Annotated in this window: 24 protein-coding genes; 4 read left to right on the forward strand and 20 right to left on the reverse strand. The window is 34.4% G+C overall.

The features are described 5' to 3' along the window. Window positions 1–22 precede the first annotated feature (22 nt). The 3 genes from bshC to SPD89_RS01305 all read right to left on the reverse strand — a co-directional run bounded on the left by bshC (window position 23) and on the right by SPD89_RS01305 (window position 3,039). Window positions 23–1,678, reverse strand: coding sequence for a bacillithiol biosynthesis cysteine-adding enzyme BshC (gene bshC, locus SPD89_RS01295; protein WP_336260135.1), 1,656 nt, complete (start codon window positions 1,676–1,678; stop codon window positions 23–25). Window positions 1,679–1,753: 75 nt separating this feature from the next. Next, window positions 1,754–2,152 (reverse strand): DUF3397 family protein, encoded by a 399-nt coding sequence (locus tag SPD89_RS01300; protein ID WP_336260136.1) that lies wholly within the window; start codon window positions 2,150–2,152, stop codon window positions 1,754–1,756. Next, window positions 2,152–3,039 carry a 2-dehydropantoate 2-reductase gene (locus SPD89_RS01305; protein ID WP_336260137.1) on the reverse strand — a complete coding sequence of 296 codons (888 nt, stop codon included), beginning with the start codon at window positions 3,037–3,039 and terminating at the stop codon, window positions 2,152–2,154. The genes SPD89_RS01300 and SPD89_RS01305 overlap by 1 nt, the downstream gene beginning before the upstream one ends. 172 nt (window positions 3,040–3,211) lie before the next feature. On the opposite strand from SPD89_RS01305, the gene SPD89_RS01310 reads away from it, so the two are divergent. Next, complete coding sequence (locus tag SPD89_RS01310) at window positions 3,212–3,745, forward strand: N-acetyltransferase (protein WP_336260138.1); 534 nt, start codon at window positions 3,212–3,214, stop codon at window positions 3,743–3,745. Window positions 3,746–3,776: 31 nt separating this feature from the next. Here the strand turns inward: SPD89_RS01310 and SPD89_RS01315 are convergent, their stop codons facing one another. From SPD89_RS01315 to SPD89_RS01330, 4 genes are all read right to left on the reverse strand, one after another. Further along, window positions 3,777–4,250, reverse strand: a complete 474-nt coding sequence (locus tag SPD89_RS01315; RefSeq protein WP_336260139.1) for an RsfA family transcriptional regulator — start codon at window positions 4,248–4,250, stop codon at window positions 3,777–3,779. Between the two features lie 118 nt (window positions 4,251–4,368). Continuing rightward, window positions 4,369–5,121 carry an enoyl-CoA hydratase/isomerase family protein gene (locus SPD89_RS01320; protein ID WP_336260140.1) on the reverse strand — a complete coding sequence of 251 codons (753 nt, stop codon included), beginning with the start codon at window positions 5,119–5,121 and terminating at the stop codon, window positions 4,369–4,371. A gap of 1,106 nt (window positions 5,122–6,227) precedes the next feature. Beyond that, window positions 6,228–6,401, reverse strand: a complete 174-nt coding sequence (gene rpmF / locus SPD89_RS01325) for a 50S ribosomal protein L32 (RefSeq protein WP_336260141.1) — start codon at window positions 6,399–6,401, stop codon at window positions 6,228–6,230. 39 nt (window positions 6,402–6,440) lie between these two features. Beyond that, entirely contained in the window at window positions 6,441–6,971 is a 531-nt protein-coding gene (locus SPD89_RS01330) for a YceD family protein (RefSeq protein WP_336260142.1), read from the reverse strand. Window positions 6,972–7,216: 245 nt separating this feature from the next. Between SPD89_RS01330 and SPD89_RS01335 the strand changes: the two genes are divergently transcribed. Next, window positions 7,217–8,422: a nucleotidyltransferase gene (locus tag SPD89_RS01335; protein ID WP_336260143.1), complete on the forward strand. Its 1,206-nt coding sequence runs from the start codon at window positions 7,217–7,219 to the stop codon at window positions 8,420–8,422. Here SPD89_RS01335 and SPD89_RS01340 read toward each other — a convergent pair. Continuing rightward, window positions 8,419–9,447, reverse strand: a complete 1,029-nt coding sequence (locus SPD89_RS01340) for a SepM family pheromone-processing serine protease (protein ID WP_336260144.1) — start codon at window positions 9,445–9,447, stop codon at window positions 8,419–8,421. The two genes, SPD89_RS01335 and SPD89_RS01340, sit on opposite strands and share 4 nt — an antisense overlap. Before the next feature lie 144 nt (window positions 9,448–9,591). Between SPD89_RS01340 and ylbJ the strand changes: the two genes are divergently transcribed. Beyond that, complete coding sequence (gene ylbJ / locus SPD89_RS01345) at window positions 9,592–10,788, forward strand: sporulation integral membrane protein YlbJ (RefSeq protein ID WP_336260145.1); 1,197 nt, start codon at window positions 9,592–9,594, stop codon at window positions 10,786–10,788. Between the two features lie 15 nt (window positions 10,789–10,803). On the opposite strand, the gene coaD is transcribed toward ylbJ, so the two are convergent. From coaD to SPD89_RS01370, 5 genes are all read right to left on the reverse strand, one after another. After that, a complete protein-coding gene (gene coaD, locus SPD89_RS01350; protein WP_336260146.1) occupies window positions 10,804–11,286 on the reverse strand; it encodes a pantetheine-phosphate adenylyltransferase in 483 nt (160 codons plus the stop codon). Window position 11,287: 1 nt separating this feature from the next. Continuing rightward, a complete protein-coding gene (gene rsmD, locus SPD89_RS01355; protein ID WP_336260147.1) occupies window positions 11,288–11,854 on the reverse strand; it encodes a 16S rRNA (guanine(966)-N(2))-methyltransferase RsmD in 567 nt (188 codons plus the stop codon). 330 nt (window positions 11,855–12,184) lie between these two features. Next, a complete protein-coding gene (locus tag SPD89_RS01360; RefSeq protein ID WP_336260148.1) occupies window positions 12,185–12,460 on the reverse strand; it encodes a YlbG family protein in 276 nt (91 codons plus the stop codon). A gap of 42 nt (window positions 12,461–12,502) precedes the next feature. After that, a complete protein-coding gene (locus SPD89_RS01365) occupies window positions 12,503–12,952 on the reverse strand; it encodes a YlbF family regulator (protein WP_336260149.1) in 450 nt (149 codons plus the stop codon). 63 nt (window positions 12,953–13,015) lie between these two features. Beyond that, window positions 13,016–14,074, reverse strand: coding sequence for a CAP domain-containing protein (locus SPD89_RS01370; protein ID WP_336260150.1), 1,059 nt, complete (start codon window positions 14,072–14,074; stop codon window positions 13,016–13,018). Window positions 14,075–14,235: 161 nt separating this feature from the next. On the opposite strand from SPD89_RS01370, the gene SPD89_RS01375 reads away from it, so the two are divergent. After that, window positions 14,236–14,601, forward strand: a complete 366-nt coding sequence (locus SPD89_RS01375; RefSeq protein ID WP_336260151.1) for a YugN family protein — start codon at window positions 14,236–14,238, stop codon at window positions 14,599–14,601. Window positions 14,602–14,775: 174 nt separating this feature from the next. On the opposite strand, the gene SPD89_RS01380 is transcribed toward SPD89_RS01375, so the two are convergent. The 7 genes from SPD89_RS01380 to cyoE form a co-directional block, all read right to left on the reverse strand. Further along, window positions 14,776–15,231, reverse strand: a complete 456-nt coding sequence (locus SPD89_RS01380; protein WP_336260152.1) for a DUF420 domain-containing protein — start codon at window positions 15,229–15,231, stop codon at window positions 14,776–14,778. A 32-nt stretch (window positions 15,232–15,263) separates the two neighbouring features. Next, window positions 15,264–16,169 (reverse strand): cytochrome c oxidase assembly factor CtaG, encoded by a 906-nt coding sequence (gene ctaG, locus SPD89_RS01385; protein ID WP_336260153.1) that lies wholly within the window; start codon window positions 16,167–16,169, stop codon window positions 15,264–15,266. Between the two features lie 246 nt (window positions 16,170–16,415). Continuing rightward, entirely contained in the window at window positions 16,416–16,745 is a 330-nt protein-coding gene (ctaF, locus tag SPD89_RS01390; RefSeq protein WP_336260154.1) for a cytochrome c oxidase subunit IVB, read from the reverse strand. Between the two features lie 3 nt (window positions 16,746–16,748). Then, a complete protein-coding gene (locus tag SPD89_RS01395) occupies window positions 16,749–17,375 on the reverse strand; it encodes a cytochrome (ubi)quinol oxidase subunit III (RefSeq protein WP_336260155.1) in 627 nt (208 codons plus the stop codon). Between the two features lie 3 nt (window positions 17,376–17,378). Next, entirely contained in the window at window positions 17,379–19,244 is a 1,866-nt protein-coding gene (gene ctaD, locus SPD89_RS01400; RefSeq protein ID WP_336260156.1) for a cytochrome c oxidase subunit I, read from the reverse strand. Window positions 19,245–19,291: 47 nt separating this feature from the next. Continuing rightward, window positions 19,292–20,365, reverse strand: coding sequence for a cytochrome c oxidase subunit II (gene coxB / locus SPD89_RS01405; RefSeq protein ID WP_336260157.1), 1,074 nt, complete (start codon window positions 20,363–20,365; stop codon window positions 19,292–19,294). A 70-nt stretch (window positions 20,366–20,435) separates the two neighbouring features. Then, window positions 20,436–21,365, reverse strand: coding sequence for a heme o synthase (cyoE, locus tag SPD89_RS01410; protein ID WP_336260158.1), 930 nt, complete (start codon window positions 21,363–21,365; stop codon window positions 20,436–20,438). Window positions 21,366–21,482 lie beyond the last annotated feature (117 nt).

The following is a 21,482-nucleotide window of genomic DNA, read 5'->3' on the forward strand; positions in this document are numbered from 1 at the left end:
AACTCTCACTAATAACTGAGGACTAGTGAGAGTGAAGACTATTAAAATATGAATTTAAATACACAAGATTGTGGTTTTCATGAAAAGACAATTCTTTTTCCAATAGTTTATTAATAAATCCAATTCCATATTCATTTATAAATGGGAGCGGACTCCATACTCGTTCTTGAAGAAGCTGATTTGGTTTTAATTGATTACCAATTTCAGTATATTGTTCTAGTTCTAGTTCATATCTTTCTTCTAACTTTAACTTTGTTTTATTTTCTAAATAAGCTAATTGGTTTTGAATAAGACGAATATTTTTCCGAGCTTCATTAGCTAGATCCGGACTAATGGTTTCAGCTAATTGTTGCAGTGGGAAATGTAGTTTATCAACTTTTTCTTTGACACCATCAAATACTGTTTCAATTGGCGGTGTTTCTTGGGTCATCAACCAATTTATTTTAACATCATCCACTCCATGTTCGAGTACGTGCTCAGGTTCTAATACCCTTGTCGTTAAAAGCTTCTCAATTCTATTTGTAATATATGTGAATTTCAACCTTGGAAAAACTGGAGGGACATGAAGATTTTCGTCATACGCTCGGAATGCACCCCTCAATGCCGCCCAATAACTAATTTCTCCATCTCCACCAACAAAGGCCAGTGTTGGAAATAATGTTTCTTGCATAATTGGTCGAGTCACAACATTATTACTAAGCCTCTCTGGTTCTTCTTCTGCCGTTTGGATTAATTGATCGGTAGTTAATACTAACTCCTCGTTTTTTCCGACCCAAAGATCGCCCTCTCGTTTAAGTAGGATTCTTTCATTATTCGCATCATGATAAAAAAGGTGGGCATCATCTATCTCAGCCTCTAAAGATGGTGCATATCCTTTTTGGTGTAGCTTTTGAACTGCATTATATACGGAACTAGAAATATCAGGTTGACGGTAAATTAATTGTTTAAACGCTTTTCTTTCTAATTTCCTCACATCGGGATGGGCTGAATCTATCAACACAATACCTTGATTTGGGAATAACATGAAAATAAGTCGTGCAAAGAAATCGACATAAGACGTTGACTTTTGTAAGCACAATTGGATACATTCATATAAAGATTTTGTATGTTCTGTTTCCCTTAAATCACGAAAAGCATGCTTAATCCATTCTGCCGTTTTTTCTTTTTCTATCCTAACAGAAGAAATCGATTTTTTAAAGTATAACTGTTGAGGAGAAGTATGCTTATAAAGCTTTGTATCTTTGCTTGAATAAATATGATTAATTTCATCATAATCATGGTCTTCACCTGCAATCCAAAATACAGGAATAACCGGTATGTTTAATTGTTTTTCCTTTTGTTTTGCAAGTGTAAGAATTGAAATAACTTTGTTCAATGTATACATTGGCCCTGTCATTAAACCCGCCTGCTGTCCACCAATAACAACCACACTATTCGCATTTTTCAATCGTTCAATTTGCTCAAATACTTCTTGTGGTGCATCCCAATTTGCGTTCAGTTTATGTAATGTTTCCACTAATGCTTCTCGCTGAAAAGAACGTTTCCGCAAATCAGCTAGTCGCTCTTTACCAGCTTCAAATGGAGGATAATCAAAATAGGCTTGAATATTGTTATCTTGGTTTAAGTAATCTTGAACTAATTGATTTGTTAATTGTAATTGGATGGGCTTGATCCGCATGAACGCATACTCCTTTAATTTAATTTATCCATCTGTATTGTATCGGAAAAGAGGTATCATTGCATGTAATCTGTTTCAATGAAAATATTTTATATACATTCCTTGAATAATTTCATATGAAATTAATATTGAGTAAATAATTCCAAAGACTAAAAAGCTAATGCGTGTCAATACTTTTAAACCATTTCTTAAATTAACTTCCGTATGACGTTTCCACTGAAAAATTAATATGATAGATAATACAATAATTAAGAGGATTAACATGATTCCTACAACTGTTTGATTTAACAGTTTTTCTAATAAGAGAACAACTGCAATAATATAAAATATAGCTGTCCATTGCACCGTAAAATGAATCGCTTTCCACTTATGTTTCAATATAAAATTACTCATATAAAATACTATGATCGTGGAAATGACTGGAAATACGAGTAAAAAAATATATACATGATTATGTATAAGCTGTTGAACCATCAACGATTTTCTCCTTCTTTCTCTAAAGCTAAAATACTATAATATACAAATGTTGTGTAAGGCAACATTTTTCTTTTATCTACGTTTAAAATGTATCCGGAGATAGCTTCAATTTCTGTTTTTCTATTATTTATAATATCAGCTCGCATGGAGGAGGTGTTTTCTCCTGTATTTGTCGCCGTTTGTACGATTCGCTCCCAAGACGATTCCTCATCCAAGTTTAATACACTCACTGCTTCTTTGCATAATCTTTTGGCTAAATTGCGGATAGATTCGTTGTGAATAATTGAACCATTGGGTACATTAAATAATGCTGTTAAAGGGTTAATAACGGCATTAATAATTAATTTTTCTTTCAATAACATTTCCCAATTGTTCTTAGCTTCAAATGGGAATTCTTCCATATGTAATTGATTAACTAGATATTGAAGTTCTTTATGTTCACCTTTATAGGTGGCTATCTTTATATTTCCTCTACCTAAATGATCTACTCGATGATCATCTAGTCGACTTGCACCATGGTCAATTACACCAACATAAATTGAATTTAAAATATGATTCACTTTCTCAAGATGCCCCATTCCATTTTGTAAAAAGATAATTGGAATAGGCCTATTTATTTTTTCAATCATGGGTATCAGTTGATTTATTTCAGACTGTTTAACACAAATAAGGTAACAATCTTCTTTTTCTGCCTCTGACACAAGTTTTACTGAAATAGAAGTTTGCTTATAAGGAATTGAAGCTTTTAATACATGTAATTTCTGAGATTCAATTCGTTCTTTTTGTTGCTTCCTTTTTACATATAATGTTACTTGATGAATGTCAGCCAAATAACCACTCAATAGTAAACCAATGGATCCTCCACCGATAATTCCAATTTTCATTTTATCCTCACCTTATCGGAAATGTTCGATCAACACTTATAAAAAAATTATATACATTCATATAGAAAAAATGTATCAGTTGAATTTTTCGATATATTACATTATACAATTATTTATACTATAATAAATAAAAGAGATAAACAACATGTATTTGGAAAGGATAGGATCTTATATGGCAGGTGTAAAAGTAGAAAGACTTTTAGTCAACTATAAGACTTTAGAAGATTTTAAGCGATTTCAAGCATACGGAAACCAAGAATTGTCCATGTTAGAAGATCTGCAAAATGAAATTGTTGAAAACGATACTAAATCACCGTTTTATGGAATTTACTATGGTAATAATCTAGTAGCAAGAATGAGTCTTTATGAAAGATCAAAAGAGTACGATCACTATTTTAATCCACCTCAAGATTATTTAGTTTTATTTAAACTTGAAGTTTTACCTGATTATCGAAATAGAGGCTACGGTAAAATGCTAGTAGATTATGCAAAAAGTCTCCAATTACCTATTAAAACCAATCCAATTATTAATTCTCATAATTTCTGGGAAAAAATGGGTTTTGAAATGGCTTCCTACAATTTAGAAAGAGACTTAGGAGAAAACCCTTATATATGGATGCCGGAGGGTGTGAAAGAAGCAATTCAAGCTCCTCATAAAACTCCAAAAGATAAACACTCTTCTGGGGAAGCTGACATTTCAAACTAAATATCGAAAATAAAAATGAACATTAAGCAAATTAATGTTCATTTTTATTTTCAATCCATTCCCATAAACTTTTCATTTCTGTCCATGCTTCACGATACCGTTTTATTTCCTCTTCTAGTCGCTTATTTTCCTCTTGAAGCTGAAGAATAACTTGATGTTGCTCTTCTAAAAAACTTTCCTGGGATTTTCCAACATGATTTTTCACTCTTTCCAACATCGAGATTGCCGATTCTATCGTATGCCTCTCATCTAAATTTATTATTGTCGCTTTTTCATATAAAGACTGCTTGCGGTTATTTTTTGCTAAGTTAATCGCTTCAGTATGTTGTTTTCTTAGTGAAGCATTCCATCTGAATCCGCATGCAGCAGGGGTTCGTGATAAAGCTTCCCCAGCCTTTTTAAATGCCTCTAATTGGGTCTTACCACTACGTATATGACGAAGTACGATTTCTGCAAGCAGAATGTCCTCATCTTTTGTCCATGCATCTTGCCTAGGCCTGTTCATGATTCTCCTCCTCCACTATTTCTATCAATGTATGCAAGTATTTTGACTGATAGAATAGAAGGAGCGATTTTTAAAAAAATATCTAATAATAAATAGTAAATTCTCGCATGAAATCTTATTATTTGTTTTGAAATTGTTGAACTGCCTGTTTATGTTCCGCCGATGTCCAAAGACTAGCACATCTGGCAGATTCTTTTTCCATTTTTTCCATTAACGTTGGCACTGATAATGATTCTATATATTGACTTTTTAGATACGCCATTTGCTCAACCGTCTTACTTAAATATTCACGTAATAACTCCATTTCGTTTTCCCATTCGTTGGCTTGTACGATCTTATGAATCCAGCCTTTTTGCTTAAGTAACGTTGTATCATACATTCTACCTTCCGTTAACCATTGAAAAGCAAAACTAGGATGAACCTTCTCATAAAGTAATGCTCCTCCGCCCCATCCAGGTAATATTCCTAAGTTGGATTGGATAAAGCCAAATTTGGAGCCTTCTTTAGCTATTCGAATATCACAAGCAGTTGCAAGTTCACAACCCCCACCTAATGCGTTTCCTTGTAACAAACTTATTGTCGGAACAGGAAATGTTATCATTTGGAACAATACTTGCTTCATAGTATGTAATGTCCGATAAGCTTTCTCTTCATCGAGATCACCGTGGAAATCAGTTAAGTCACCTCCAGCACAAAACACGGAATCTCCTGCACTTTTAATTACTAAAAACTTAATTTGCCGTTCTTTTATTTCTTCTAAAACCTTTGATAATTCTTTCGCCATTTCCACCGAAATCGCATTTCTTTTTTCTGGTCGATTTAGCAATATAATACCGTATTCTTTTTCTTCATATGTAATTAACTTATTCAATTAAATCTCCTCTTTACTTCTAAATAATTCAACTTTCGCATCTCTTAGATCAGACCAAGCAGGAAATAAGATAAAACTTAGAATTCTTGCAAATAATAGCTCATCTTACACAATAGAAGGATACTGTGCAGTAGTGAAAATTTTTACTACTAACGAAATGTAGACAAGTTACAAAGTAAAATGCCGCTACGGAAATACACTCCGCTTTCCGTGGGCGGCTGATGAGCCCCTTCGTGCTACGCACTCGTGTCTCACCTAGGCCTATCCTCCCACAGGAGTCTCCGTGTATTTCCTTCGCTGGAAGGATACATGTTTTTCCAACTAGCGTAGGCAGAATACGTAGACTCCTGCGGGAACAGCAAACGGTTTTCGATGGGACGAACGATAGTGGCAGTCCCACGTGTCCGAAGACCCCGCAAAGGTAATTTAATGATGGCCGACTAAAAGCGTCCTTTGCGGACAACGTCGGCATACCCCTTGTCGGGGCAAGGAGGCTGAGGCCGTGCCCGCGGAAAGCGAAGTATTCTGCCGAAGCGGTATTTCATCACCAATTTAGCAAGGAAGTGAGCAAACACTTATTGTATTTCCGTAGCGGTATTTACATCGCAACTTTGTTTGATATTTACAAAGAAAATTACTCAGTTACTGCACAGTTTACGGAAAATGCTTAACTTAAATACAACGTAAATAACGAAAGTGCCTTGTATTATAGTTGTAACCAAATTGGCAGCGCAAAGTCAATTTGGAAAAATACATTTTCACCGTGCTTAATAAACCAATCCAAACCCTTATTGTAACGATACGAAAGTTCGATTCATTATATTTTATACATAATCATAACATATCTAATAGTGCGTGTTCAAAAAGGAGGATAAAAAGGACCAAGAAGTTCGAGGCGGCGCAGCTCCCGGCAGCGGAATGTATGCTTTTAAATACATGAGCAAAGATCTTGCACGCAGAAAAAGTGCTTTCCTTTTTCAAGGAGCGGAAAAGCAAGCATTCGTGCGAAATTCGCAGTGTCATTTTTACCGGACTTTTTGAACGTCCTCTAATACGTTTATTGAAGAATCAAAAAAACAGACCACAGCAATTGTGATCTGTTTTTCTTAGTTTTCTACTACTTCTTTTCCATCGTAATGCCCACAAGCTTTACATACATGGTGAGGTTTTGTTAATTCACCACAGTTTGAACATTCAATTAAACCAGGTACATGTAATTTTTTATGAGTACGACGTTGTTTCGTTACTTTTTTGGAAGTTCTTCTTTTAGGCACAGCCATGACGGTACACCCCCTTCAAACTTAAACTAAATCAAACGATTATTCTTGTCTTCGCTTATTATTATCCAATAAATTTTGTAATTTCGCTAAACGAGGATCAATCGTGTTTTCTTTTTCGGCTTCATATTTCTCTTGTTCATAAAACGTCCAGCCTTCTCCTTCTTCCAGTGCTTTTTCATCGGAAAAAACACGATAAGGAGTTTCCAGAATAATATTTTCCTTTATATAAGGTGTCAAGTCAATCGTTTCTTCAGTTAGTGGATGTACACCATCCTCTTCGTCCTTTTCATCAAGATTATTAGATGTAGAAAAAATTTCTGTCGCCTCAAATTCAAAAGGATAGGTTACATCTACTAAAGTACGTGCACAAGGTAAAATCATCTTACCTTTTATTGAAAAAGAAAAAATGAATTCATCCTTATCTATTGTACACATTCCTCTGACTCTGACAGGATCGATTTGTTTAATGTCGTTGTTTAACGTTTCTAATTCCGATACGTCGACAATTTCATCAAACATAAAAGGTCCATCAAATGCATTATTCCTTATTTCCATTGTCGAAAACTTCATTATTATCACCTCTAGGCAACAAGAGTTATTTTAAAAGGAATTTCACTTTTTGTCAACCATTTTGAAACAATCTTTTAATATAGTTCCTTTTTAATTTGCAAGTTAACATAAATATATTACTTAACCAATTTTCTCATGTTACTTCAACTAATATAATGCACGAGATATAGTGGGAACTAAGATATTTGTCTGTTTCCCTTGTGCTTTGCTACAATGATGTTAATAACTGATGAGGAGCTGTTTTTATGAAAGCATGTGGTGTAATCGTTGAATATAATCCCTTTCATAATGGCCATCTGTATCATTTAAAACAAGCCAAAAAAGTATCAAATGCAAATTGTATTATCGCAATAATGAGTGGTTCTTTTTTACAACGCGGGGAACCAGCAATCATCGATAAATTTCACCGTACAAAAGCAGCTCTTTCTGCTGGAGCAGATATGGTAATTGAATTACCCTATCCATTTGCTGTTCAAAGTAGTGCGCTTTTTGCTAAAGGGGCATTGTATACGCTAAATGAACTGCATGTTTCCTCGATTTGTTTTGGAAGTGAATCCGGCACGATAGAACCTTTTATAAATAGTGTCACCAAATTACGGGAAAACAAATCGCTTTATGACGAAACATTGCGCTCCTTCTTAGAACAAGGTTTTGCATTTCCAGAAGCAAGCAGTAAAGCTTATTATGCTATTGGAATGAATAGTATGGATATGATCCAACCAAACAACATCCTTGGACTTAGTTATGTTAAAACGATTATAGAAAATAATCTTCCAATTAAACCACTTACGACGAAACGAATTAATAACCATTATCATGACGAAAAAATCACCAACGAGATTGCCAGTGCAACTAGTATTCGTAAAGAGTTAAGTAAGACTGGAATATCGTCTAAAATAACCGAAACCTTGCCTACTGAAAGCTTGAATCAATTGCAAACATATATAGACAAATCTACTCTTTGGCATTCATGGGAACATTATTTTCCATTACTTCATTATCGTGTAATGACGATGACAAAAGAGGAACTAAGTAATATTCACGGTGTTACAGAAGGGTTAGAACACCGGATTAGAAAAACAGCTGAAAAAGCAATTTCGTTTTATGACTGGCTAGAAAAAATAAAAACGAAACGATATACAAAAGTTCGCTTGCAACGAATATTTGTACATATCTTAACAAATACGACGAAAAAAGCCATTTCTTCAATTGTTCAAACAGAGAAAATACCATATATTCGGCTTTTAGGGATGTCAAAAAAAGGACAAGCTTATTTACATGCCAATAAGAAAAACATCGACGTGCCAATTATTACAAATTTAAATAAACAAACTCGTAAGCTTCTTTATTTAGATGAAAAAGCAACGCATGTTTATTACAGTGTTCTTCCCGCCAAATTTAGAAGTCAATTACGAACTCAAGAATTTAAATTACCTATTTTTTATGACTAATGCTCTTTAGGATCAAGCTGTTTCAAAAAGTTAAGGGCATCGTCAAACGTATCGACTGGAACAATTTTCATAGATGTATTTATTTTTTTTGCTGTTTCTCTGGCTACTTCGTAATTGGAATCTTTTTCCCCTTGTTCATTTGGTGCGAAAAAGATTTCAATCCCTTCTCGATCAGCTGCAACCACTTTTTTATCAATTCCACCGATTCGAATTACTTTACCCTCAAAATCAATTTCTCCAGTGCCTGCAATGTGGTACCCTTTTGTAATATCTTCTTCTGTTAATTGATTATATATTTCAAGTGCAAACATCAAACCAGCACTAGGGCCACCGATATTACCGCTTTTAATATGTACTGGTGGATCCACTGTTACTTTCTGTTCCGTAACCAACTGAATGCCTATCCCAACCTTGTCGTTGTCATCAGGAAATGATACTACTTCAATAAATTCGGTCATATGTTTACCATCCCTATCGATATCAAGTTTGATCTTTTCTCCGGCCTTTTTTAAAAGTACATATTCCACTAAATCATTTGCTTCTTTCATTTCTTGATCGTCGACTTTGTTAATTCTATCGCCTGGTTGCAAAATGCCGTCTGCAGGCATATTTTCAACAACACCAACAATATATATACCTTTTTGTTCAATTGTATATTCTGCACCCGCAGCCCGGTATGCAACTACGGTTGAAGATTGTTGAGAATTCTCCATCAGCATCATTTGATGTCGCATATATTCTTCATCTGAAATCCCTTCTGGCCTTGCTTCTTCAATAGGAATAATCTCATGGAAGGCACGGAGTTTCGCAAGTAAAAACCCAATTGGCGTTGCTTGTCCTCCACTTACAGTTACTAAATGTAGGTCTCCCTTCGCTTCCACACCATTATCAACTTCCACTATATTTTCTAAACTATCTACATGTCCTGGTTTATATATATAATAGGGGAGATCGTAAGTAATTAATAAGAAAAAAATTAAACTTATCATCAAAGAATAAATTACCGCTCTTTTTGAAATCCTCATCATCGTCACCTTCCACTATTTAAAACTCAAAAAAAGCCTAATACAAATATATATCATAAACAAGTATAGTATTCGCGTATAGTAGAAAAGACAAGTATATTTCTCTTACCAGCGTTTTCTTCCTATTTCGAAGGAGGTAATTCATTGGGTCAACAGCTTAAAACTATTTTTCTAGCACTTTCTACTCTGTTATTAACTTTATCATTAATTCTATACCCTGAAGAGTCCCTTCATGCAAGTATTCGAGGACTTCACACATGGGGAGAAGTAGTATTTCCATCCTTACTACCATTTTTTATTATGGCTGAATTATTAATTAGTTTCGGTATCGTGCAATTTGTTGGTGTACTCTTTGAACCAATCATGCGTCCCATTTTTAATGTACCAGGTGTTGGCAGTTTTGCTTGGATGGTTGGAATGGCTAGTGGGTATCCATCCGGAGCAAAAATAAGCGCTTCTTTAAGGGAAAAAGAAGAAATTTCCCGAATCGAAGCGGAAAGACTCGTATCATTTTCCAATGCATCAAGTCCATTATTCATCTTTGGTGCGATTGCAGTCGGATTTTTGCATAATGCTGAACTTGGCCTGTTAATTGCAGTTTGCCATTATGTTAGTAATACGATTGTAGGAATTTGTATGCGATTTTATGGTAAAAAACGAGACAAGCAAAAGAAAAAAAATACATCCCATAAAAACTTATTACTTAGAGCATTTCGAATAATGCATGATACAAGATTAAAAGACGATCGACCAATTGGTCAAGTTCTCGGGGATGCAGTTATTTCATCCATTCAAACATTAATAATGGTTGGTGGTTTCATTATGCTTTTTTCTGTAATAACAACTTTGCTTCATATTATCCATGTTACCGATTTAATCTCAACAATTATAAATCCTATACTTCAACTATTACAAGTTCCTGTCGAAATAACAGTACCTATAATTACAGGGATCTTTGAAGTGACCATGGGAATTGAGATGATTTCAAAATTAACAGGCACCCCGTTAGTTATGCAGCTTGCAGTAATCAGTTTTATTTTGGGTTTTAACGGATTTTCTATTCAAGCACAAGTTGCAAGCATTCTTGCAAAAACAGATATACGCTTTTTACCTTATTTTTTTGCAAGGCTTCTCCATGCAACAATCGCTTGTTTATTTACAATAATCTTATATAAAACACACTTTGAAAATAAATTAATCATTGAAGACGCAATTGCCATAGAAAAAAGTAACCATTCTTACCAGCTACTTGAACATCTAGCCAATATAGGACCATTAATAACAATCGGAAGTACTTTTCTTGCTATATGTATATTGGGTAAACGATTAATAAAAAATTAATCTTTCTAAATACTATTATTTAAATTTTTCAGTTAATGCCTCCATCACAATTTTCGGAACTAAGTCACTAATATTACCATGGTATTTCGCAACTTCTTTCACGATACTAGAGCTTAAAAATGAATATTGATTATTCGTCATCATAAAAAATGTATCAATTTCAGGTTCAAGTCTTTTATTCATCGATGTAATTTGCATTTCAAATTCAAAATCACTAACAGCTCGTAAACCTCGTAAAACAGCATGGGCTTTCTGTTCACGTGCATAATCAACTAAAAGTCCATCTGAGACATCAACTGTAACATTAGGGATGTCTTTTGTTGATTCTTCAATTAGATAAATACGTTCTTCAACTGAAAAAAGTGGTGTTTTAGATTGATTGTTAAAAATAGTTACGATAACCTCATCAAAAACTTTTGCTCCCCTTTGGATAATATCCAAATGACCGTTAGTAATTGGATCAAAACTTCCCGGACAAATTGCTAATTTCTTTTCCATTTTACTTCCCCCTTGACTTTTTTTGTAAAATCGTGATGCTTGTCGTTTCATTGTATTTTTTTTCAGAAAGTCGTTCAAATGTTTCGATGTTATGAGAAATTTTTTGTTCTGGCCGATGTTCTATATACATTTTTCCTTTTGATTGTAACAGATCATTATCCGCTATGTAATCGATTACTTTTTGATAAAAACCTTTATCATACGGTGGATCAAGAATAATTAAATCAAACTGGAGATTTTTTTTCGATAAAATTTGGAGTGCTCGATAAGCATCATTACGATAAATCTCACATTGGGACTCTATGTTCAGCAGCTCCACATTTTTATGTATAATTCGGATAGCAGTAGCGGATTTTTCGATAAAAATAACCTTGTCCATTCCCCTACTAATCGCTTCAATTCCTAAAGATCCACTACCAGCAAACAAGTCAAGACAAAGTCCTCCTTCAAAAAAAGGACCTAACATATGAAAGATGGATTCTTTTACCTTATCACTTGTCGGTCTCGTGTTTGAACCGGAGACGGCCTTCAGATGTCGACCTTTAAATTCACCTGCTATTACACGCATTTGTACACCTCGCCTAAAGCTAACAAGATATTATCTATTTTAGAAAAGAAATAGACAATTATCAATGGTTAACTAAAAGTGCGTGTTCAAAAAGGAGGATAAAAAGGACCAAGAAGTTCGAGGCGGCGCAGCTCCCGTCAGCGGAATGTATGCTTTTAAATACATGAGCAAAGATCTGGCACGCAGAAAAAGTGCTTTCCTTTTTCAAGGAGCGGAAAAGCAAGCATTCGTGAGAAATTCGCAGTGTCAGTTTTACCGGACTTTTTGAACATCCTCTAAAAGAGTAACCGAACAATAATTAGAAAAACCTTTGTAGAATTTCTACAAAGGTTAAATACCCATTTTATAATCGTATAATTTAGCTTTATCTGGACGAGCGTTTTCAAAATCTGTTTTGAGAAACGGTTTATATGATCTATCAACTTTTGAAATAAAAGGTAATTTTATTAAATCTTCTTCCTTTTTGTCAATCTCGTCTTGGTTTACGTATAAAACCGCATAACGCATCTTTTTCGATACATAAATAACATTCCCGTACTTTTTTATATGCTTCAAATTTCTACGGTGTGCGAACCACACGATTATCCCTTGTCGACTCTTTTGCATCTGTATACTCCCAATCAAGTAATATTTTTCATAGAACATGTATTAGGATGCTTGACACCCACAAGAACCACCGCTGCCGCATCCTCCTGAAGAGCAACCACTATCAGTCAATGCTAACCCATCCTTAGGAACGATAATATGCTCGCTAACACTATGTGCAATTTGTTCACTGATTTCATCCAAGAAACTCTGTAAATTCCGTTCCGCTATCTTAAACGCAGCGACACTAGAATTCATATCCATTTTTCTTTTTGCGCTACGGACATTTTTCATTATTTCATTATAATCAGGATGATATCTTCCAAAACGCTGCACATCTTCGTAATGTTCTTTCATACGATTAAAAGCTCGTATTAGTTGCTGTGCCTCTTTATCATTCTGTAATGTATCGTAAGCATTTTGGTACTCATTCATTATATCAGAGGCTATTATCATTTTTGATAAACCTTCCGTTTTTTCAAGGATATCTATATACTCTAAAGTTGCTATCATTTTTCGTACCCCCATAGCACTATCTTACCACGCTTTACATATAAAGTGAACTGTACTGCGTGCTTATGGTTTTAACAAAAAGTTTTGTGTATAGTAGTATCGGTGAACTCCTACGCCAAGATGTGTATAATCATCATTAAGCAATGCCTCTCTATGTCCCTCACTATTAAGCCAACCCTCTACAGCAGCAGGTGCATCAGTATGTTGAGCGGCAATGTTTTCACCAGCAGATAAATAGTATACTTCCTTCTCTTCCAATCGTTCTTTTAAACCACTGCCATCTTGACTATAATGTGAGAAATAATTTTCTTCAAACATATCTTTACTATGCAAATAAGCTACTTCTGCAACCTGCTCATCTTTAATTAATGGTGATCCACCGTGTTGATACCTATAAATATTCGTTAAATCAAAAATTTGTTGCTCCATGCCTTGTTCAATTTCCTTCCAATCTGCTTCTGATAAGTAAGGTTCTTCTGGTAAGTTTCCTCGGTACTCCATTTCATAAAAACGCTGTGTTATAAGTGTTTCTCCTGTTAAAACCCGAATAGAGGAAAGTTGGTTCGTAAACGTATCAAAATATAATTGAACAAAAGTATCCTCAGATAGTTTCACCAGAGGAGTCATCTTCAAATCTGTCTCATTTAACAAAAATGTATAAAAAGTCAGACCTGGTTGATAAGTCACTTTATTTTTGAATTCGAAGTTTTCTCCTATTTCTTCATAATCTGCTCCAATTTTAAAAGGATCACTTTGAACCCCCTCACCTGTAGCAAAGATCGTTTGAACAGTATCATCTTCATCAGCTATACCAAATTGAATCAAATTTGTTTGCTCATCTGTATAAACCCACCACGTATAACCATAAGGGGTTAAATCCTTCCGAAATGGTTCTCCTAGTTGTTTTTCAATCTCATTGCTTGTCTTATTCATGAAACCAAACAGATCACCTTTTAACAGTTGTTTCGTTTCTTTTGTAGTTTGATTGGACTTTAATTTTGGCAGCTCCTCATATGTATCAAAAATAGCAATTTCTTTTGATAAAATATCATCATCTAGGATAAAATAAGCTCCAATAATAAGTAATAAAAATATTGATACAAAAATAAATAGTTTTCTCATAATAACCTCCATACATCATTGTATTCCCAACGATAAGTTTTATTAACCCTTCGTTTTGTTACAAATTTCGTCAACATCTTGAACTGTTGATATATTTTATTGCAAGTTATGTTTTTTTCAACTATCATTATTATAATGAGACTAAACAAGAGGTGTATAAAATGAAAATAGAAAACACAGGAATAGACAATAAAGTAATTGATATCGTACCTTTAAATCATATTATGGGTAAGCATGCTTTTATTCTTGGTGAAAGTTGGGATTATGAACGCGTTACATATGATTATAAAATTAATTCTCAAGAAAAAAACGTTACGTACTATATCCGTATTCAAGGTGAAGCGATCGAAGGTGACGTCGATAAAAAGGACGCAGTAATTAAACTAAAAACACCACTTTTGGGTAAGCACTACTACCCACATGGTATCGAATATGGTGAAGACGAAAACTTCCCTAAGAATTTAATAGAACGTGCAAATAAAATAGTCACTGGTGTAAATGAAGAGTTAGAAAGCTTTTTAAAGTAAGCTCTTCAAATTAACACAATTTTACCATAAAAGCACGTCATTATTTGTAGTTATTTGTTTACAAAATTATTAAACAGTAAAAGATTCTAATATCATTTAAAAAACTGTCCTCATGCTAGGACAGTTTTTTAAAACGCTTTTTATTGAAAACCAACGACATACGAATTTAGTTAATTAATACCCTAATATGGCTCGAATCATACTTGTAGTTTCTCCACCCTCATATATAATGTATAAGAATAAATATACCATAATTCCGGTAATTGCTGTAAAAAACCATATAATACTTGTAACTGGACCAATTTTTTTATGTTTTTTGAAATTACCTTTAAAAGCAAGTCGTAATGTAACTATACCAAAGATTGCGCCTGTCATCGACAAAATGATGTGGAATACTAAAAAGATCGTATAATAAATTTTAATATTATCGGGTCCACCAAAACTAGTATTACCAATAAAAATGGTTCTCGATACATAAATGATTAAAAACAGTAAGGCGCTTATTGCAGCTGCAACCATTGTTTTTTTATGTTGTTCTTTTTCTCCTTTAATAATAAATCTCCAACCAATTGCTACTAAAATTGCACTTAAAGCAATTAATAATGTACTAATAAAAGGCAAAATTTCCATTTAATAATTCCTTTCTTATCGTGTCGAACGTTTTACTTTGAATAAGGCAACGAATCTGGCATTGGATCGACACCCATATTCTTTTTGGAAAACCAACCAAAAAAGATCCATGCAATAACAAATCCATAAATTATTTGTTGTAAAAACATCATTATTATACCACCTAATTGCTGATCTTCTTGAGCACTTAAAGGTGAAAACATCTCGGCTCCTGACAACGTTCCAGATAAACCTATTAACACATCACTTGGCACACATAAACTAAGTGCTTGAATCCAAGCTCCTTGTGATGTATAAGCAGCATATAATGACTTTGATGAAAAAATCATTAAAGCACAGGCAATAGAAATAATTAGAATACTGCCTAGTAAATAACCCATTTTTATTAGTGGATTAAGTGTATTATAAGACTTAAGTGGTGTTACAATCGGCCACCACATACAAAAAGATAGAATAAATAAGATTATTGTTATTCCAAAGTGAGCAACAGGTGAACCTTTTGAAAAATCAAAGATAGCAGGTAAATGATATAATGAAAATAGACTATTAAATAAAGCTAAAGCGATTAAAGGATGTGTAAAAAACCTAAATAGAGGCTTAATAACTGGTAACTCTATAAATCGTTCGATAAACCATGTCGGTAAACCACGAATAAAGAAAATCGGTACAACAAAATACAAAATAGACATCTGGATCATGTGTGCACTCATCATGATATGAGATAATAAATCAACCGGCGCACCCTTAACAAGATAGAGTAAAATCAATCCAGTATAGAAAAATAACTGTTGATTAATGGTAGGTTTAGATACTTCACCAAATATTGATCGTTTTGGTCCAGTAATAATAAAATAGACTAACCCCAACATTATTATAAATGTTAGAAAATAAGGACTCCATAATGCCCGAAATCCAAATATTTGTATCTCTAACCACATTTTTAAAATCCACCTCTTTAACAATCTCTGCCAACTAAAAATAATTCCCACATTTATTATATTATATCGCATCTGGATTATTTTTCACACTTCACATGTGACAATTTACTAACGTTATTGGAATAATAAAAGTATAATTCACTATTTAATAATATTTTTTGTTTACGTATCTTATCATAGTAATTCAATTACATATCATTAAATGAATAAAAAAAACTGGAGAAAATTCTCCAGTTTTTTAAAAGTTTACCACCAAGTTATAACCATTAATCCTGCTAACGTTAAAAATGCAGCCCAGACACCACCATAAATTAATGTGGCAGGCATCGCATGACCTTTATCTTTCAAATGCATGAAATAATAGAACTGAAAACCAGCCTGCACAATCGCCATGATGAAAATAATAGGCACTACATACATGCTTGGTAAAGTGCCTGTTGCAACAATAGCAAAAGCGATGAGTGTAAAGATTATCATTAAAGCGAAGGAAATGAGCTGTTTTTGCATTTCTTCTTTGTTTTTCTGTCTATTAAACGATTCAGATTGGTTTAAATTTGTATTTTGCTCGTTTGTCATCGATTAACCCACCTTTCCCATTAAGTAAACTACTGTAAAGATGAATACCCAGACGACATCAATAAAGTGCCAGAATAAACTAAAGGTATTAAATTTTGGTGCGTTAAAAAGGTTTAAACCTCTTTTAGCATTTCGAATCAACAATGTAATTAACCAACAAATTCCAAATAAAACGTGTCCTCCATGAAATCCAACTAACGCATAAAATGCTGATCCAAAAGCAGAAGAACGGAAAGTAAATCCATAATCAGTAATGTAATGCGCAAACTCATAGACTTCACATGCTAAGAATCCAATACCGAGTAAACCGGTAATTCCTAACCATAAATACATCTTTTTAAAATCGTTATTACGCATATGATACATTGCATAAACGCTTGTAAGTGAACTTGTTAATAGCAACATTGTCATTACAAATACTAAACCTAAACCAAATAGTTCATCAGAGGAAGGACCCCCCGCAGTTGAATTTTTCAATGCGAGGTAAGTCCCAAATAAAGTTGCAAACAATACTGTTTCTCCACCAAGGAAAAACCACTGTCCAAAGAATTTATTTTTTCCTTCTAATGTAGCTTTTTCTGGTTCTGCTGGCATAACTTCTGGAAATAAGCTGCTATGATTATGACTCATCTTTTATTTAGCCTCCCCTTCTAATGCCTTTTGAAGTTCTTCTTTAGGGATATAGTAGCCATAATCATCTTTAAGTGATCGAACAACCATACAGCCTATTGAGAAGGCCATACCACCGTAAAGTGCTATATACCATAAGCTATGGTCTACTTGATATATAAATCCTATTCCTGCAACGAAGAATCCTAATCCCATTAAGAATGGTATGAATGAACCATTTGGCATATGAACATCATCTAATGGCTCTCCCGGAGGAATTTTTCCGTCTCCTTCCATCTTCTCAATCCATAATGGATCAAGTCCACGAACAAGTGGAAGTTGTTCAAAATTGTAGTACGGAGGTGGAGATGAAACAGACCATTCAAGTGTACGTCCATCCCATGGGTCAGCAGCTGCTTTTTCACCTTTGGCTGCTGTGTAAATAATATTGATAATAAATACTATTGATCCAACCCCCATTAAAAAGGCACCGATCGTACTTATAAAGTTACCCAATTCAAGTCCTTGGTCATGTAAAAATACCCAGTAACGGCGTGGCATTCCCATTAGACCTAAAAAGTGCTGGATAAAGAATGTTAAGTGGAATCCAATAAAGAATACCCAAAACGAAAATTTACCCATACCTTCATGCAAAATACGTCCGAACATTTTTGGCCACCAGTAGTGTAATCCACAGAAGATACCAAAAATAGTCCCTCCAACGATTACATAGTGGAAGTGTGCAACAACAAAGTACGTATCATGGTACTGATAGTCAGCAACGTTTGATCCTAACATAACCCCTGTCATTCCACCAATTGTAAAAGTTGGAATAAATCCAAGTGCCCAAAGCATCGCTGAATTAATGGTGACTTGACCGCCCCACATTGTGAGCAACCAGTTAAAAATCTTAATACCTGTTGGAACTGCTATCGCCATTGTACCAACAGCGAAGATCGAGTTAGCAACCGGTCCTAAACCTACTGTAAACATGTGGTGAGCCCAAACCATAAATCCTAAAAATGCAATTAGCATTGTTGCGAAAACCATTGCTGTATATCCAAACAATCTCTTTCTTGAGAAAGTTGCAAATATATCACTAAAGATACCGAATAACGGTAATATTAAAATATAAACTTCGGGGTGTCCGAATATCCAGAAGATATGCTGGTAAATAATCGTATTTCCACCCAAGGCAACATTAAAGAATGCAGTTCCAAACATACGATCAAACAGTAATAAGAATAAGTTAATAGTAAGTGGTGGGAACGCAAATAAGATTAAAACACTTGTAATAAATGTTGCCCACGTGAATAAAGGCATACGCATGTAAGTCATACCAGGTGCTCTCATTGTAACGATGGTAGCAATAAAGTTAATACCTCCCATTAATGTACCGGCACCGGCAATTTGTAGACCTAATATATAATAGTCAACACCATGACCTGGTGACTGCATGGCAAGTGATGCGTAAGATGTCCATCCTGCATCTGGTGCTCCACCAGTTAAGAAACTTACGTGTAGTAATAATCCTCCAAATAAGAATAACCAAAAACTAAGTGCGTTTAAAAATGGAAACGCAACATCTCGTGCTCCGATCTGTAACGGCATGGCAGCGTTCATCAACCCTATTAGTATGGGCATCCCTGCCAAAAATATCATTGTCGTACCGTGCATTGTAATCATTTCATTGTAGAAACCGGCACTTACAAAGTCATTTTCTGGTTTGATTAACTGCATACGAATAACGAGCGCTTCAAGTCCACCAAATATGAAAAACAAACCTCCACCCGCCAAGTACAAGTGAGCAATTTTCTTATGGTCTACCGTTGTAAGATAGTCCCACAAGAAAGCACCAAAGCTTCGTTTACCAGTAGCTGCAATACTCAAATTAACTACCTCCTATAGTGATAAATCTTTAAACTTTTATAAAGTTATTAGGATTGATCTTCCTTACTTTCAGCAGTAACACTAGATGGTTTTAACTGCAGTAAATACTCTGCAATCTTATCCGCCTCATCATCTGAAAGTTTAGGGTAAGCTCCAGTCATTAAGTTACCAGGTTTTAATGACTCCGGATTTTGAATCCATTTTACCAAGTTTTCCTTTGTTGGATCTAGAAATCCTGCAAATCTTGAACGGTCACCGAACTGAGTTAGGTCTGGACCGATCGGTACACTTCCAGCAGAATAGTTTTGTGTATCTGTTGCGTGACAACTTATGCACGCTTTCTCCTCGAATAGCTCTTTACCCTCTTGAGCAACTGGATCTAAATCAAGTTCTTCTGAATTAAAGTTTTGCATATCTGCAACCCATTGATCGTATTCTTCTTCACTTACAACGACAATTTTAAAGTCCATCAATGAGTGTGAAGGACCACAGAGTTCAGCACATTTTCCAAAATATACTCCCTCCTCGTAAGCTTCAATATACAATGTATTTTCGTTTTCCGGGTTAGCGTCTAGTTTTCCTGAAAGACTAGGTACCCAGAAAGAGTGAAGAACATCATTTGTAATTAAATGAATATAAACTTTAGTATTTACAGGAATATATAAGTCTTGGCTCGTTGCAATTTCTTCATTTTGATAGTCATAATGCCACCAGTATTGATTACCCGTAACATTAATATTAATATGGTCTGCTGCATCTGAATCATCTGCTAAATGAAACGTAGCAAACACAGTAGGAACCGCCATGATCACTACAAGAATAATCGGAATGATCGTCCAAACGGCTTCGAGCGTTTTATTTCCTTCTACCTGTTCAGGAGTAATAACAGGATCTCCCTTTTTCTTACGAAAACGCGTTAATACAATTACATACAAAACAATTACAACTAAAAATACAAACGTCATTACCACCGTTGTTAATATTATTAGTTGCATTGAAATATGTGCTCCATACCCTTTCGGTACAAGCGCTGTCAGATTGTCTCTACCACATCCTGATAGTACAAAGGCTAAAGAACCTAATAAAATAAAGGCTCTAAGTTTTCCCATCCAACCTTTCATGTATGCATACCTCTCTTTCTCATTTAATACTACATTGATTTTCATATAGGGCTGGTTTTTTTATTCTATATTATATAGTTACTATAATCATCGAAGAAAAAATAATGATGAGATAGCCTAATGAATAGAAAAAAACGATATTAGCCCACTTCATTACATTCCTCATGAAGAATCCACTAAGTCCTATTATTAGCCAAGCGAGATTTAAGATTGTTGCACTAATTAGGAATGTTATCCCTAATTCACCTAAGAAAAAAGGTAAAGGAAGTAAACATGCAATGTAAACGACAATTTGTCGTTTTGTAAATTCAAATCCATGTACTACAGGGAGCATAGGGATTCCAGCTGCTTTATATTCTTTACAGTTTTTCATCGCTAATGCAAGAAAGTGAGGCGTTTGCCATATAAACATAATTACAAATAGTACAATCGGTACGATATGAAATAATTCTGGGTTAACTGCAGACCAACCAATTAATGGTGGTACTGCTCCGGATACGCATCCAATTTCGGTGTTAAGGGTATATTTTCTTTTTGACCATATCGTATATAACACTACATATGTAAACCACCCAATAAATGCAACTATTGCTGCTGTAATGGTTGTAAAGTATAAAAGAATTAGTCCCAATAGTGTAGAAACAATTCCTAAAAACAATACACTATTTAATGATATTTTCCCTGTCACCGTTGGCCGATTTTTTGTACGGCTCATCACTGGATCTATATCAACGTCATACCAGTTATTCAATACACTCGCACCTATTAACACAAATATACTGCCAAACATCGTTAATAGGAATAATTTGATGTTTTCCATAAACGACGCATCCGCAAAATAAAGGGCAAGCCAATAACCTGCAAAAACTGTAAATAAATTGGAATTTACTATCCCTATTTTAATAACTGATTTAATATCTTTAAGGTTTAGTTTTCCTTTATTTAATACAGCGGTCTCGTTAATTGTTATAGAAGAAGGCGTAACTTCTCCATCAGTCATTTCTTGATAGCCTCCCTTCCCAATTGAAAATGAAAGAATATAAAAAGATAGTTATCTCCATATACTTTTCACTATACTTGCTTCCCCTATTTGACATATAATGAATTCATTGCAGAG

Origin of the sequence: Pseudogracilibacillus sp. SO30301A (genome assembly GCF_037072025.1) — a bacterium.
GTDB lineage: Bacteria > Bacillota > Bacilli > Bacillales > Amphibacillaceae > Pseudogracilibacillus.

Coding starts and splice junctions, on each gene's coding strand:
- bshC (WP_336260135.1), bottom strand. CDS start 1,678: ATGCGGATCAAGCCCATCCAATTACAATTAACAAATCAATTAGTTCAA.
- SPD89_RS01300 (WP_336260136.1), bottom strand. CDS start 2,152: ATGGTTCAACAGCTTATACATAATCATGTATATATTTTTTTACTCGTA.
- SPD89_RS01305 (WP_336260137.1), bottom strand. CDS start 3,039: ATGAAAATTGGAATTATCGGTGGAGGATCCATTGGTTTACTATTGAGT.
- SPD89_RS01310 (WP_336260138.1), top strand. CDS start 3,212: ATGGCAGGTGTAAAAGTAGAAAGACTTTTAGTCAACTATAAGACTTTA.
- SPD89_RS01315 (WP_336260139.1), bottom strand. CDS start 4,250: ATGAACAGGCCTAGGCAAGATGCATGGACAAAAGATGAGGACATTCTG.
- rpmF (WP_336260141.1), bottom strand. CDS start 6,401: ATGGCTGTGCCTAAAAGAAGAACTTCCAAAAAAGTAACGAAACAACGT.
- SPD89_RS01330 (WP_336260142.1), bottom strand. CDS start 6,971: ATGAAGTTTTCGACAATGGAAATAAGGAATAATGCATTTGATGGACCT.
- SPD89_RS01335 (WP_336260143.1), top strand. CDS start 7,217: ATGAAAGCATGTGGTGTAATCGTTGAATATAATCCCTTTCATAATGGC.
- SPD89_RS01340 (WP_336260144.1), bottom strand. CDS start 9,447: ATGAGGATTTCAAAAAGAGCGGTAATTTATTCTTTGATGATAAGTTTA.
- coaD (WP_336260146.1), bottom strand. CDS start 11,286: ATGGAAAAGAAATTAGCAATTTGTCCGGGAAGTTTTGATCCAATTACT.
- rsmD (WP_336260147.1), bottom strand. CDS start 11,854: ATGCGTGTAATAGCAGGTGAATTTAAAGGTCGACATCTGAAGGCCGTC.
- SPD89_RS01360 (WP_336260148.1), bottom strand. CDS start 12,460: ATGCAAAAGAGTCGACAAGGGATAATCGTGTGGTTCGCACACCGTAGA.
- SPD89_RS01365 (WP_336260149.1), bottom strand. CDS start 12,952: ATGATAGCAACTTTAGAGTATATAGATATCCTTGAAAAAACGGAAGGT.
- SPD89_RS01370 (WP_336260150.1), bottom strand. CDS start 14,074: ATGAGAAAACTATTTATTTTTGTATCAATATTTTTATTACTTATTATT.
- SPD89_RS01375 (WP_336260151.1), top strand. CDS start 14,236: ATGAAAATAGAAAACACAGGAATAGACAATAAAGTAATTGATATCGTA.
- SPD89_RS01380 (WP_336260152.1), bottom strand. CDS start 15,231: ATGGAAATTTTGCCTTTTATTAGTACATTATTAATTGCTTTAAGTGCA.
- ctaG (WP_336260153.1), bottom strand. CDS start 16,169: ATGTGGTTAGAGATACAAATATTTGGATTTCGGGCATTATGGAGTCCT.
- ctaF (WP_336260154.1), bottom strand. CDS start 16,745: ATGACAAACGAGCAAAATACAAATTTAAACCAATCTGAATCGTTTAAT.
- SPD89_RS01395 (WP_336260155.1), bottom strand. CDS start 17,375: ATGAGTCATAATCATAGCAGCTTATTTCCAGAAGTTATGCCAGCAGAA.
- coxB (WP_336260157.1), bottom strand. CDS start 20,365: ATGAAAGGTTGGATGGGAAAACTTAGAGCCTTTATTTTATTAGGTTCT.
- cyoE (WP_336260158.1), bottom strand. CDS start 21,365: ATGACTGATGGAGAAGTTACGCCTTCTTCTATAACAATTAACGAGACC.